We start from the raw sequence: 11,464 nt of genomic DNA, 5'->3' as shown, positions 1-11,464 counted from the left end.
TGCCGTTGCCCAGCACCGAGGAGTTGAAGTAGTCCCGGGTGGACAGGATGTAGGGGATGGTGCCCTGCAGGAACGCGCGCCGGTCGACGACCATCCGCCAGGCGATGACGTTGAACGCCAACGGCACGGCAAGCGCCATGAAGACCACCCGCCACTGCCGGTTGAGCAGCGGGATCAGCAACAGCACGCCCAGTACGGGCTTGACCGTGAGCGACAGCCCGATGGCGAGGCCGGACAGCCATTCCCGGCTCCGCCGGCCGTCCAGCAGCCAGAGCAGGAACAGCGCCTCGCACAGGAGGATGCAGCCGTTGATGTTGGTGAAGACCAGGGTGTTGGTGACCGATTCGGTGACGAAGGCGGCTGCGAGCAGGGCGGGCAGCGCCGGGGAACTCAGGCTGAACTTGAACAGCCGGACGATCACGACGCAGGCCAGGATGATCGCCACCGTGTTGAGGGCGATGAACCAGTTCCGCGCGGCGAAGACGCTCTCGATGTAGCCGAACGGCGACATCAGCAGGGTTCCGCCCGGCGGATACAGATAGTGCGGATCGACTTCCACGAATACGTCGTTATAGACCGGCTCGTGGTGCCGGAAGCGGCGCAGCGCCCAGTAGACCGGGCCCCAGTCGTCGGTGATGTAGCCGTTGGTGGTCAGCACATAGCTACGGTGGATGATCGACATGATCGCGATCGGCCACAGCGCCGTCCGCACCACATCCTGGGTGCTCATCGGGGTGGCGCGGGGCCGAAAGACGTTGCGCAGTCCAGAGTTCAGGGCCACGATCGGCACGCTACACCGGACCGGGGCCCGCACCGGTCAGGCAGGGCAGAAGGTGTCGGTCTGCGGAATGGCGCCGGTGTCGATGTAGGCGAGCACCGGCGGCATCGCGCACGAGGTGTAGACGACCGCGCCGTGCCCGGTGCCCTGCCACATCACCCGGCGGCTGTTGGCGCCCGCGTTGATGATCGTCGCGGCCGCGGCCGGGACCCCCTGCGACCCGGCGATCGGGTCGTTCTGCACCCCGAGCAGCAGGGCGTCGACCTTGAGGTCCTTGGGTTCCTTGGGCGCCGACCCGCTGGGCCAGTTGAGGCACTTCACCAGATTGAGTGCGCCCACCGCGCCGAACTCGGGGTAGGTCTTGCCCCAGGCGACGACGAGTTCGCGGACCCGGTCCGGGCTCGGCCGGTTCAGCGCGTCGCTGCACCCGTTGACGAACTGCCCGTCGGTGCCGCGCAGGGCCTCGGCCTGGTTGACGAGGCTGTTGAGCAGGTTGACGTCGCCGGAACGGGCGGCGTTGAGCGCGTCGGCGATCTTCACGGTGTTGGTCACCCGGTCCCCGGTGGGGTAGCCCAGTGCGGTCACGATCGCATTGGCCATGACCGACACCGAAATCCCGCCGGGCCCACGACCGGACCGGGCCGAGGCCAGGAGTCCGTCGACGGCGCCCTTGGGGTCCGGCCCCAGGGTGCAGTTGGCGGCGACGCACTGGGCGGCGAAATCCTCGAGGGAGCTCTGCTGGGACTTGACCTGATCCTCGGCGGCGGCTTCGGCACCGGCTCCCGGCGGGGTGGGGGAGTCGAGGACCAGGCGGGCCACCTTCTCCGGGTGCGAACCGGCGTAGGCCAGGGCCACCTGCGCGCCGTCGCCGATGCCGATCAGGCCCACCGCCGGGATCTCCCAGGTGCTGCGCAGACGCTCGATGTCCTCGGCCGCGCGGCCGTTGTCGTAGGCCGAATCACCCGGCGCCAGGACGTCGATGCATCCGGTGCTGGCGGTCAGGGTCACCGCGCCGAGGTTCGCCACCGGGTCGTCGCCCGGTTCGTTCTGGGTCTGGTCGCGCATCTGGTCGCGGTCGAACCGGCTGCGGCAGTCGATCGGGCTGGACATCCCCATGCCGCGCCGGTCGACCGCCACGATCGGGTGTTTGGCCAGCAGGTCACCGGCGGTCCGGTTGACCCAGACCGGAAGCTGCAGCGACGACGGAAGGTCCGATCCGGTGGTGAACACCAGCGGACCGGCGTCTGCCGGGGTCTGGGCGGAGCGAGCCCGCATCACCCCGATGGTGATGATGCCGGTGGCCCCGGCGATCGGGTCGAGATCGGCGTCGTATTCGGCGCACTCCAGAGCGACACCGGGCAGCGGCTTGGCGCCGGCGTCACCGAACCCCTTGGCCGTGCAGTCCTTCCACACCAAGTCGTTGGCCGGTTTGACCAGTGCCGGCGGGCCACCGGCCGCGCTGGTGGTGTCCGGAGCGGGGCCGGGGTTGCGCGCCGAATCGGTGGCGAACCGGGGATTGGCCGCCAGCCAGGGGGCGCAACCGGTGAGCAGCAGCAGCGTCGCGGCAGCCGCGCCGACCGCTGCTGTGACCCGACCCTGCCCGCGCATGCCCACCACAGTAGCGACCGGGAATCTCAGCGGACGCGCACGTAGCGGGAGTAGAGGTAACCCTCGTCGTCGGTCAGAACATGCCCGCGCCGCATCGGGGTCAGGACGTCGACGCCGCCCGAGGCGACCCGCACCGCTGCCCCGCCGACTAGCAGTGGCGCCGAGGTCAGGCAGATCTCGTCGAGCAGGTTCCGGGCCACGAAAGCGCCCAGCAGACTCGGGCCGCCTTCGGTGAGCACCCGCACGAGCCCGCGCCGGCCCAGCCTGTCCAGCAGTACGGCCAGGTCCACCCGGTCGGGGTCGGCACCCGAGCAGTCGATCACCTCGGCGGCCGCCCCGGCCCGGTCGCGGGCGGTCCCGACGGACGCCGCGCACGTCAGCACCAGTGGCGGCACTTCGCTGTCGGTCAGCACCGGCATGTCGGGATCGAGTCGCCCGGACCGGGTGACCACCGCGATCGGCGGCACCTCGCCCTGGCCGCGGGTGTGGCGGCCGCGACGCTGGGAGACGCTCATCCGGGCGCCGCCGTAATTCTCGGCGCGGGCGGTGCCGGCCCCGACCACGATCACGTCGGCCAGTTCCCGCTGCACCGCGAACAGCCACCGGTCGCCGGCGCCGCCGAGTCCGCCGGACGTGCCGGAGGTGGTGGCCGCTCCGTCCAGGCTGGCTATGGCGTTACCGCGAACCCACGCCCCGGTCAGGCCGTCCGGGTAGGCGTACAGCGCCCGGAGGCCCTCGTCGTCCACCGCGGCGCCGCCGGCGAGCGCGGTGAAGCGCGGCGCATCGGTGTCGTCCATGCCACGATTGCAGCATGCCCGGGCGTCTGGTGGACCGTCATCCCACCGTCTCCCCGCAGCGGCTGGTCGCGCAACTGATCCCGCCGCCCACGTTCGCAGACGTCAGCTTCGAGAGCTACCGGCCCGACCCGGCCGAGCCGACCCAGTCCGCGGCGGTGGAGTCGTGCCTGGGTTTCTGCGAGGAGGCGACGCGCCGCCGGGCCGGGCGCCGCAAGTTGTTCGGCAGCCGTGAGGCCCTGCCCGGCGTCGGCCTGTATCTCGACGGCGGGTTCGGTGTGGGCAAGACCCACCTGCTGGCCTCGGCCTACCGGCGGCTGCCGGAATCCGCCGAGCACCCCAAGGCGTTCGCGACCTTCGGCGAACTCACCCAACTGGCCGGGGTTTTCGGCTTCGCCGAGTGCATCGACCTGCTCGGCGCCTACACCGTGGTCTGCATCGACGAGTTCGAACTCGACGACCCCGGTAACACCACGCTGATCTCCCGGATGCTCTCCCAGCTCGTCGAACGGGGGGTGTCGATCGCGGCGACGTCGAACACCCTGCCCGAACAACTCGGCGAAGGACGGTTCGCCGCCCAGGACTTCCTGCGTGAGATCAACACGCTGGCAGCCATTTTCACCACCGTCCGGATCGAGGGCCCGGACTACCGGCACCGCGGGCTGCCGCCGGCGCCCGAGCCGTTGACCGACGAACAGGTCCGGGCCGGGGCCGAACAGACACCGGGGGCCACCCTCGACGATTTCGACGAGTTGTGCGACCACCTGGCCACCATGCACCCTTCGCGGTATCTCGCCCTGATCGAAGGCGTGGCGGCGGTGCACATCACCGGGGTGCACGCACTCGAGGACCAGAGTGTCGCGCTTCGCCTGGTGTCGCTCACCGACCGCCTCTACGACGCCGGTGTCCCGGTGGTCGCCTCCGGGGCGAAACTGGACACCGTGTTCTCCGAGGAGATGCTCGCCGGCGGGTACCGCAAGAAGTACCTGCGCGCCACCTCCCGCCTGCTGGCGTTGAGCGCTTAGAGACCCCGGAGCGGACGGGACATCACGAAGTCGTGCTCGGTGCGCTCGCCGAGCCGGAACGTCCGCGTCCCGGTGACGTCGAAACCGTGCCTGCGGTAGAACCGCTGCGCCCGGATGTTCGCCTGGTTCACTCCCAGCCACACCGACGTCGCAGCGGCGGATGCGGCCCAGTCGATCCCGGACCGCATCAACGCGTCGGCCGCACCGGAGCCGTGGTGGCGGGGCAGGACGTACATCTTGGACAGCTCGACACCGTCGGCGCCTCGAATGAGCATGGTGTAGCCGATGATTCGGCCCTCGGCGGCGGCGACGAGCACCACCCGGTCGGGGTCGGCGAGGTACCCGCCGAAGCACGCTTCGGAGAGATTCGCGGCGATGAAGGCGGCGACGTCCCCGGGGTCGACGGAGTCGGGGCAGGCGAGCGGAAAGGTCGCCGCCGCGACGGTCGCCAGTTCGGCGGCGTCGCCGTCTCCGGCGGGTGTGACGGTGATCGGCATCGTGACCAAACCTTGCCATGCGTGCAATCGTCGGGCCTCGACGAGCAGCTACCGTCGCAAGGAAGATGCCCGCCTCGGTGGCCGTGGCGGGCATGGCTCCCGCCGCACCGGCCTCCCGCCCGGGGTGCCGCCGCCTCCTCTGTCGTGAGAAGTCTTTCGGGCATCCCGCGTGCCGGCCGTCCGTGCGTTTCCTACACTCGGATCATGGCAGGCCTGCATAAATCCCAAGAGCGCGTAGATGTCGGCAAAATCGAGAACCGGCTGGAGTCGGTGCCGAAGATGTTCCGGCACAGAGTCACCGCCACGCCCAACACCGAGGCCTTCCGTTATCCAAATGCCGGTGGCGGCTGGGACAGCGTGACCTGGCGGCAGGTGGGGGACCGGGTCGACGACGTCGCCGCCGGGCTGATCTCGCTCGGCATCAATCCCGAGGATCGGGTGGCGCTGGCGTCGGGAACCCGTTACGAGTGGGTCGTCGCCGACTTCGGCATTCTGGCCGCCGGGGGGGCGACGACCACGGTCTACCCCACCACCAACGCCGTGGACGTGGCCTACATCGTGGCCAACTCCGGCAGTCGCGTCGTCATCGCCGAGGACCAGACCCAGGTCGACAAGCTGCGGGAGCGCCGGGACGAGATTCCAGCCGTGGAGAAGGTCGTCGTCATCGACGGCAGCGGCGACGGCGACTGGGTGATGACGCTGGACGAACTCGAGGAGCGGGGCCGTGGGCTCCTGGCCGAGTCGCCCAACGCCGTCAACGACCGGATCGACGCCATCCGGCCCGACCAACTGGCCACCCTGATCTACACCTCCGGCACCACCGGAAAGCCCAAGGGTGTCCGGCTGCTCCAGAAGTCCTGGACCTACACCGCGGCCGGCATGGACTCCCTGGGTGTGTTGTCCGACAAGGACCTCAACTACCTGTGGCTGCCGCTGTCGCACTCCTTCGGCAAGGTGATGCTGACGATGCCGCTGACCATCGGGTTCCCCACCGTGGTCGACGGCCGGGTGGACAAGATCGTCGAGAACCTCGCGATCATCCGCCCGACCTTCATGGGCGCCGTTCCGCGCATCTTCGAGAAGGTGCACGGCCGGATCAACGAGGCGGTGGCCAAAGAGGGCGGCGTCAAGAAGACGATGTTCGACTGGGCCATCGGGGTCGGTGTCCAGGTGTCCCGGGCGAGGCAGGCCGGTCGCAGCGTCTCACCGCTGCTGTCAGCCCAGTACAAGCTGGCCGACAAGCTGGTGCTGTCCAAGATCCGGGACCGCTTCGGCGGCCGGCTCCGGTTCTTCATCTCCGGGTCGGCGGCCCTGGACCGGGAAATCGCCCAGTGGTTCGACGCCATCGGCATCGTCGTGCTGGAGGGTTACGGACTCACCGAGACCTCGGCGGCCTCGTCGCTGAACCGGCCCAGCGCCTACCGATTCGGCAGCGTCGGCTGGACCCTGCCGCAGACCGAGGTGAAGATCGCCGAGGACGGCGAGATCATGCTCAAGGGCCCCGGCGTCATGGACGGCTACCACAACATGCCCGAGGCGACCGCCGAGTCGATCGAGCCGGACGGCTGGTTCCATACCGGCGACATCGGCGAACTCGACGCCGAGGGCTTCCTGCGGATCACCGACCGCAAGAAAGAGATGTTCAAGACCTCGCAGGGCAAATACGTTGCGCCATCGGGCATTTCGGCGCAGTTCAAGGGAATTTGCCCGTTCGCCAGCGAGATCATCGTCTACGGCGAGGGCAAGCCGTACTGCGTCGCACTGGTGAGCCTGGACGCCGACGGCCTCAAGGAATGGGCGGCGGCCAACGGGATGGGCGGCAAGTCCTTCGCCGAAGCCGCCCGCGATCCCAAGACGTTCGCGGCGGTCGAAGGCTACGTCGAGCAACTCAACAAACACCTCAACCGCTGGGAGCAGGTCAAGAAGTTCGCGATCATCGACCGCGAGTTGACCGTGGAGGCCGGCGACCTGACCCCGAGTCTGAAGCTCAAGCGCAAGGTCGTGGTGGAAAGCTTCCACGACAAGATCGCCGAACTGTACGGCTAAGGCCGCGGGCCAGTGGACGATCACCGGCCCGACGACGTCGGCCGGTGGGACCCCGTGCTGACCCGGCGGGTCGTCGACCTGCTGCGGCCGGTGCTCAAGTTCTACCACCGTTCGGAAGTCCTTGGCCTGGAACGCATTCCGTCGGGCCGGTGCCTGCTGGTCGGCAACCACTCCGGGGGGCTGCTGACCCCGGACTTCGCGATCTTCGCGGTGGACTACTACCGGCGGTTCGGTTACGGCAGACCGCTCTACACCCTGGGCCACGACTCCATGTACCACGGCCCGGCCGCCGATCTCCTGCCGCGCCTGGGCGTCATCCGGGCCAGCCCGGCCAACGCCGCGGCGGCGTTGGCCACCGACAGCGCGGTGGTGGTCTTCCCCGGCGGCGACATGGAGGTCTATCGACCGACGCCGCAGGAGAACATCATCGACTTCGCCGGGCACACCGGCTACGTCGAGACCGCCGTCGCCGCACGCGCGCCGATCGTGCCGGTGGTGTCCATCGGCGGCCAGGAGAACCAGATCTTCCTCAGTCGCGGCAAGTGGCTCACCCGGGCACTGCGCCTGGACAGGTGGGAGCGCAGGGTGCTGCGCACCGACATCCTGCCGGTGACCTTCGGATTCCCGTTCGGGCTCAGCGTGCTGATCCCGGTCAACATGCCGCTTCCGACCAAGATCGTCTGTCAGGTGCTCGACCCGATCGACGTCGTCGCGCAGTGGGGCCCCGACCCGGACCCGGACAAGGTCGACGGGCGCATCCGGCGGGAGATGCAGGCCGAACTGGACCGACTGGCCCGCCGCCGCCGCCTGCCGATCATCGGCTAGCCTGGGGACTGGTGTGGCGGTTGTTCGACGAGGGGTGTGCCCAGGCATGAGGCGTTTTCGCGGCGCGCTCTGCGCGGCGGCGGTGTTGCTGGTCGGACCGGTGCCGGTGGCCCGGGCGGACGTGCCCGAACCCGCGGTGGGCGCGGGGTGCCCAGCGGTCCTGGCGGACAGCATGACCCTGCTGCCCGATCAGGTCAGCTACGTGGCCTGCCGGCAGGCCGGCCCCGGCTATGCCTGGTCTGCTGTGCAGACCCCGTTCCCGCCGAACGACACCTGGTGGACCTACGGTCCGCCGATCACCCTGCACGGCCAGGGCATGCGCAACCCCAATCTGTCCTCGGGTCGGTGGACGGCGACGCCGCAGGATCCCGAGGCGACCTGCCGGGCGACCCAGACGACCGTGGTGGCGGCCGGCGAACTCGCCGCGCCGCAAGTCACCGAGGGGGAGAAGGGCCAGATCCTGAAGTTGGAGATGCGGCCGGCCCTGTTCTACGCCGAACTGGCCGGGGACTGCCTGTGGAAGAAGGACTGACCGGGCGGCCCGTGTTCAGCCCTTCCCGGTGAGAGCGTTCTGCACCGGCGGGACGAGCATCTTCACCAGCTTGTCCTCCGGGACCGATGCCAGCGGCTCCATCCGAAGCACGTAGCGGGAAACGACCGCGCCCAGGACGTAGGAGGTCGCCAGCGACACCCGCATCCGCGCGTCCGGTACCCCGAGTACGGCGGCGACCCGGTCGACGACCACCGTCTCCAGGAATTCACGCAGCGTCGCGGCGATCTCCGCCGCACCGGCCCCGTCCCGCATCATGGTCGCGAGCAACTCCCGTGTCTCGGGGTCGCTGAACATCTGCAGCATCAGGCGGACGAACCGCTCGGCCAGTCCCTCGACGGCGGGCTTGAGCATCTGGGTGATGGCGTTGGCCGGGTCGAACGGAAGGCGCAGCGCCGCGGCGAAGAGATCCTCCCGGTTGGCGTAGTAACGCCTGACCAGATCGAGCTCCAGCCCGGCGACCGACGCGACGGTCTTCAGGGTCGTGTTGAGGTAGCCCTGCCGGACATACAGCGCCCGGGCGGCATCCTGCAACACGCGCTTGACGTCGTCGGGCGTCATCGACCGGTCATCGGCCATGGCAGTCATCCTGTCGTCTGGTCGCGGCTCCGATCGGCCGGGCCAGACCATTGTGCCCCGCTTTCGGGCAGCGGGCCCCTGTTTTCCCTTCGGGAGCGACCGCCCTAGCCCATCCATCGGCGAGTGGAGAAGGTCTCGGTCGCCAGGACTTTCCCCGCGGCGTTATTGACCTGCACCGAGCGCAATTCGGGATGGCTGGCCAAGGCGAAGTTGTACACGTTGCGGGCGATTTCCTCGCCGAACTGCTTGTCGTCACCGGTGACATGAACGTTGACGATGGCGACGCCCCTCGTGCTTGTCTTCACGTCGGCGATCACGCAGATCCACGCGATGCGCTCCGAGCAGGCTTGGCTGGTGGATTCGACTGCGGCACCGTCCAAGATGGACTGCTTGATGCTGGCCGCGTAGGCGGCGTCGTCGGTCGCGCTCTGACCCGTTCGGGATGCGGTGCTGCTGGTGGCGGCGTCCTTCTTCGTTGCCGTGAATTGACTTGCCAGCCACAAAACGGCGACGAGCGCCAGGACCCAGAACAGGATTCCGCGTTTGGGTTTGGGTGGGGCGGCGACGGGCTGGGCCGGCGGTCCGTCGCGGTTCCAGGTGCGCCCGTCCCAGTAGGGGTTGCGTGCCGGTGGTGTTGTCATCGGATTTCCTACAAGCCTCACAGGCGATGCCGTCGCCGTCGCGGTCCAACTGCTCCGAGGGATGTCGCAGTCCCCGGCGGCTCTGGCTTGCGAGCAATTGGAAACCTGCTACCCCAGCAGGTCATGGATTAAACGATATGCCGGTGTAGGCGGGAACGGAAGAAAACGGTCCGCCCAGCCGGTCCACCTCGCCGGCCGGCCCGGACCAGCACGGCCAGACGACGTATGTTTCCATGGGACCAACGGGTCTGCCCGGCGAGGACGGGGGGTTCGACCTCGAGGAGGAGCCACGTTCTACCGATTTCCGCGGTCTCGAGTTTCGGTCGCCGCGACTCCGAAGACGGGATGCACCAGCGTCCTGACTTTCTTGACGGATCTGGAGACCCAACTGGGGTCAGGGGAGAGCACGAGGCGCCATTCCGGAGCTGTCATCGCCCGGAACACCGCCGATGGAGAGTGGTCGGGCGAAACAGCCTTGCACGTCGACGGGCGGCTGAAGCCATTCCGTATCAGCGACGCCACTGAGGTTGCCGAGGATGAACTCCGGCTGGCCACAGTCCGCGACCCCGTGGATCGAATAACGTCAAGCTGGGTGGACAGGCTGGTGGATGGTCCGCCGGTATTGCTGGCAAAGCACTACGCCGAACCCTGGTTCCCGAACGACCTCCGAACGCCCACCGCGATCGAGGCGTCTTTCCGGTCGTTTCTGGAGGCGCTCAAGGCGGATCAGACCCTCCTGAATTCAGATCACCACTGGGCTCCGCAGGCCTGGCTACTCCGACGGTGGCACGGTGCGCGCTTCTTCTCGACAGAGGAACTGGACGACCTTCCACGAGTGATCGTCGAGCGGCTTGACGCCAGTGCGGACCTCGCAACTACCGGTATGCCGCATCTGCACCGGACCCAGGGCTGGATCAGGCAGTTCCTCCTGACACCGGCGACGCTGCAGCTGATCGGCGAGGTTTACTCATCCGACTATGAGCTGCTGTCCAGGGAGGGCAAGATCCAACCAGGCGGTCCGACCGCTACGCGGCTTGAGGACATCGGACGACTTGAGGACATCGGACGACTTGAGGAGTTCGACCACGCGGTGCACCTGAGAAGGGAACGGCGGCTTGCCCGAGCGCTGGCGGCCACGGTGGAGGAACTGACAGCAACTCAGACACCGCGGTCGCCGGGGATGCGTCAGCGGGTCCTCCGCCGCCTGCGGTTAAGGCGCTCGCGCTAGAACTAATTGTCTTCCGGCTCACGGCTGGCAACTCGAAGGAGCCGCCGGTCGCAGCCAATACCCGGAGCCGGGTACGGCCGGGCTGCCCCGCACCGGCTACAACTTCGCCGCGGTGGTTGGCCGGCCTGCCGCACAACGTGATTGAGCGGCAATGGGGCCGTCGATGACCCGATTCCGTCGCTGGGTGCGTTTAGAGCAGCGTGACGGTCGCGGTCTTGATGTCATAGACCGCGCCGACGATCTTCACCTCGCCGGCCGCCTCCGCGTCGCGCAGCAGGGTGCTCTTGGCGCGGATGGTGTCGATAACCGCGCGCACATTGCGCGCGATGGCGTCGTTGAGATCTTTGGCGCCGGCGATGCCGGGTTTGATGGCGTCGACGATCGCCTGGATGTTGGCCCCGGGGGTGGCGTTGTCCAGGGCCGCGTTGACCGCCCCGCAGTCGGAGTGCCCCAGCACCATCAGCGACTTGGACTTCAACACCGCCTGGCCGAACTCCAGGCTGCCCAGGTTGGTGGGGGAGTCGGCGATGTTGCCGGCCTCGCGGACCACGAAGATGTCCCCGACGAACTGATCGAAGATAAGCTCCGGGCCCAGTCGGCTGTCGGCGCAGGTGAGGATGCTCGCGAACGGCTCCTGGCCGGCTTTGATGGCGGTCCAGATCTGTTTGATGTCGGCGGTGTCGCGGACCTGCGGGGTGCCGTCGACGAACCTCTTGTTGCCCTCCATCAGAACTTGAATGGCCTCATCCGGGGTGGCGGGCCGAGGGGGCGGGCCGGGGTCCTGTTTGGCCCCCTCGGGGGTCTCCTTGGGGGCGGTGGAGCAGGCCGCGGCGGTCAGCGCCAGCAGGGGGACGGCGGCCAGCAGGTGGCGGCGGGAGGTGGTGCCGTTCTCG

12 protein-coding genes and 1 pseudogene are annotated in these 11,464 nt (G+C 68.5%); 5 read left to right on the top strand and 8 right to left on the bottom strand.

What is annotated here, in order from left to right:
* The 3 genes from ADBZ5U_RS10405 to ADBZ5U_RS10395 form a co-directional block, all read right to left on the bottom strand.
* The coding region (locus ADBZ5U_RS10405; protein WP_526265081.1) for a glycosyltransferase 87 family protein at nucleotides 1–730 on the bottom strand (730 nt) is incomplete at its 3' end.
* A gap of 87 nt (nucleotides 731–817) precedes the next feature.
* Nucleotides 818–2,386 carry an alpha/beta fold hydrolase gene (locus ADBZ5U_RS10400; RefSeq protein ID WP_526265079.1) on the bottom strand — a complete coding sequence of 523 codons (1,569 nt, stop codon included), beginning with the start codon at nucleotides 2,384–2,386 and terminating at the stop codon, nucleotides 818–820.
* Nucleotides 2,387–2,412: 26 nt separating this feature from the next.
* Complete coding sequence (locus tag ADBZ5U_RS10395; protein ID WP_526265077.1) at nucleotides 2,413–3,183, bottom strand: pyrimidine reductase family protein; 771 nt, start codon at nucleotides 3,181–3,183, stop codon at nucleotides 2,413–2,415.
* Between the two features lie 14 nt (nucleotides 3,184–3,197).
* On the opposite strand from ADBZ5U_RS10395, the gene zapE reads away from it, so the two are divergent.
* Nucleotides 3,198–4,205 carry a cell division protein ZapE gene (zapE, locus tag ADBZ5U_RS10390; protein WP_526265075.1) on the top strand — a complete coding sequence of 336 codons (1,008 nt, stop codon included), beginning with the start codon at nucleotides 3,198–3,200 and terminating at the stop codon, nucleotides 4,203–4,205.
* Here zapE and ADBZ5U_RS10385 read toward each other — a convergent pair.
* Entirely contained in the window at nucleotides 4,202–4,702 is a 501-nt protein-coding gene (locus tag ADBZ5U_RS10385) for a GNAT family N-acetyltransferase (RefSeq protein ID WP_526265073.1), read from the bottom strand. The two genes, zapE and ADBZ5U_RS10385, sit on opposite strands and share 4 nt — an antisense overlap.
* Before the next feature lie 204 nt (nucleotides 4,703–4,906).
* Here ADBZ5U_RS10385 and ADBZ5U_RS10380 point away from each other — a divergent pair, with 204 nt between their 5' ends.
* The 3 genes from ADBZ5U_RS10380 to ADBZ5U_RS10370 are packed head-to-tail and all read left to right on the top strand — an operon-like array spanning nucleotide 4,907 to nucleotide 8,105.
* Nucleotides 4,907–6,748: an AMP-dependent synthetase/ligase gene (locus tag ADBZ5U_RS10380; protein WP_526265071.1), complete on the top strand. Its 1,842-nt coding sequence runs from the start codon at nucleotides 4,907–4,909 to the stop codon at nucleotides 6,746–6,748.
* 12 nt (nucleotides 6,749–6,760) lie between these two features.
* Nucleotides 6,761–7,573 (top strand): 1-acyl-sn-glycerol-3-phosphate acyltransferase, encoded by an 813-nt coding sequence (locus ADBZ5U_RS10375; RefSeq protein ID WP_526265069.1) that lies wholly within the window; start codon nucleotides 6,761–6,763, stop codon nucleotides 7,571–7,573.
* Nucleotides 7,574–7,619: 46 nt separating this feature from the next.
* The gene (locus ADBZ5U_RS10370; protein WP_526265067.1) at nucleotides 7,620–8,105 is read left to right on the top strand and encodes a hypothetical protein; all 486 of its coding nucleotides are present in this window, start codon (nucleotides 7,620–7,622) and stop codon (nucleotides 8,103–8,105) included.
* Between the two features lie 15 nt (nucleotides 8,106–8,120).
* On the opposite strand, the gene ADBZ5U_RS10365 is transcribed toward ADBZ5U_RS10370, so the two are convergent.
* The 3 genes and pseudogenes from ADBZ5U_RS10365 to ADBZ5U_RS10355 all read right to left on the bottom strand — a co-directional run.
* Nucleotides 8,121–8,702 (bottom strand): TetR/AcrR family transcriptional regulator, encoded by a 582-nt coding sequence (locus ADBZ5U_RS10365; RefSeq protein WP_526265065.1) that lies wholly within the window; start codon nucleotides 8,700–8,702, stop codon nucleotides 8,121–8,123.
* A 104-nt stretch (nucleotides 8,703–8,806) separates the two neighbouring features.
* A complete protein-coding gene (locus ADBZ5U_RS10360) occupies nucleotides 8,807–9,343 on the bottom strand; it encodes a hypothetical protein (protein WP_526265083.1) in 537 nt (178 codons plus the stop codon).
* A gap of 16 nt (nucleotides 9,344–9,359) precedes the next feature.
* Nucleotides 9,360–9,440, bottom strand: a pseudogene (locus tag ADBZ5U_RS10355) (excalibur calcium-binding domain-containing protein); the annotation flags it as partial.
* Here ADBZ5U_RS10355 and ADBZ5U_RS10350 point away from each other — a divergent pair.
* Nucleotides 9,405–10,571 (top strand): sulfotransferase family 2 domain-containing protein, encoded by a 1,167-nt coding sequence (locus ADBZ5U_RS10350; RefSeq protein ID WP_526265063.1) that lies wholly within the window; start codon nucleotides 9,405–9,407, stop codon nucleotides 10,569–10,571. The pseudogene ADBZ5U_RS10355 and the gene ADBZ5U_RS10350 overlap by 36 nt on opposite strands.
* Nucleotides 10,572–10,761: 190 nt before the next feature.
* On the opposite strand, the gene ADBZ5U_RS10345 is transcribed toward ADBZ5U_RS10350, so the two are convergent.
* Nucleotides 10,762–11,464: carbonic anhydrase (locus ADBZ5U_RS10345; protein WP_526265061.1), on the bottom strand; the 703-nt coding region annotated here is incomplete at its 5' end.

The organism is Mycobacterium sp. (assembly GCF_040398885.1).
Lineage (GTDB): Bacteria > Actinomycetota > Actinomycetes > Mycobacteriales > Mycobacteriaceae > Mycobacterium.
This window is presented reverse-complemented; position numbering and strand designations above follow the sequence as displayed.

Excerpts from the sequence above, each read along its gene's own strand:
- ADBZ5U_RS10395 (WP_526265077.1), bottom strand. The coding sequence starts at position 3,183 with ATGGACGACACCGATGCGCCGCGCTTCACCGCGCTCGCCGGCGGCGCC.
- ADBZ5U_RS10365 (WP_526265065.1), bottom strand. The coding sequence starts at position 8,702 with ATGGCCGATGACCGGTCGATGACGCCCGACGACGTCAAGCGCGTGTTG.
- ADBZ5U_RS10360 (WP_526265083.1), bottom strand. The coding sequence starts at position 9,343 with ATGACAACACCACCGGCACGCAACCCCTACTGGGACGGGCGCACCTGG.
- ADBZ5U_RS10370 (WP_526265067.1), top strand. The coding sequence starts at position 7,620 with ATGAGGCGTTTTCGCGGCGCGCTCTGCGCGGCGGCGGTGTTGCTGGTC.
- ADBZ5U_RS10380 (WP_526265071.1), top strand. The coding sequence starts at position 4,907 with ATGGCAGGCCTGCATAAATCCCAAGAGCGCGTAGATGTCGGCAAAATC.
- ADBZ5U_RS10400 (WP_526265079.1), bottom strand. The coding sequence starts at position 2,386 with ATGCGCGGGCAGGGTCGGGTCACAGCAGCGGTCGGCGCGGCTGCCGCG.
- ADBZ5U_RS10350 (WP_526265063.1), top strand. The coding sequence starts at position 9,405 with ATGTCGCAGTCCCCGGCGGCTCTGGCTTGCGAGCAATTGGAAACCTGC.
- zapE (WP_526265075.1), top strand. The coding sequence starts at position 3,198 with ATGCCCGGGCGTCTGGTGGACCGTCATCCCACCGTCTCCCCGCAGCGG.
- ADBZ5U_RS10385 (WP_526265073.1), bottom strand. The coding sequence starts at position 4,702 with ATGCCGATCACCGTCACACCCGCCGGAGACGGCGACGCCGCCGAACTG.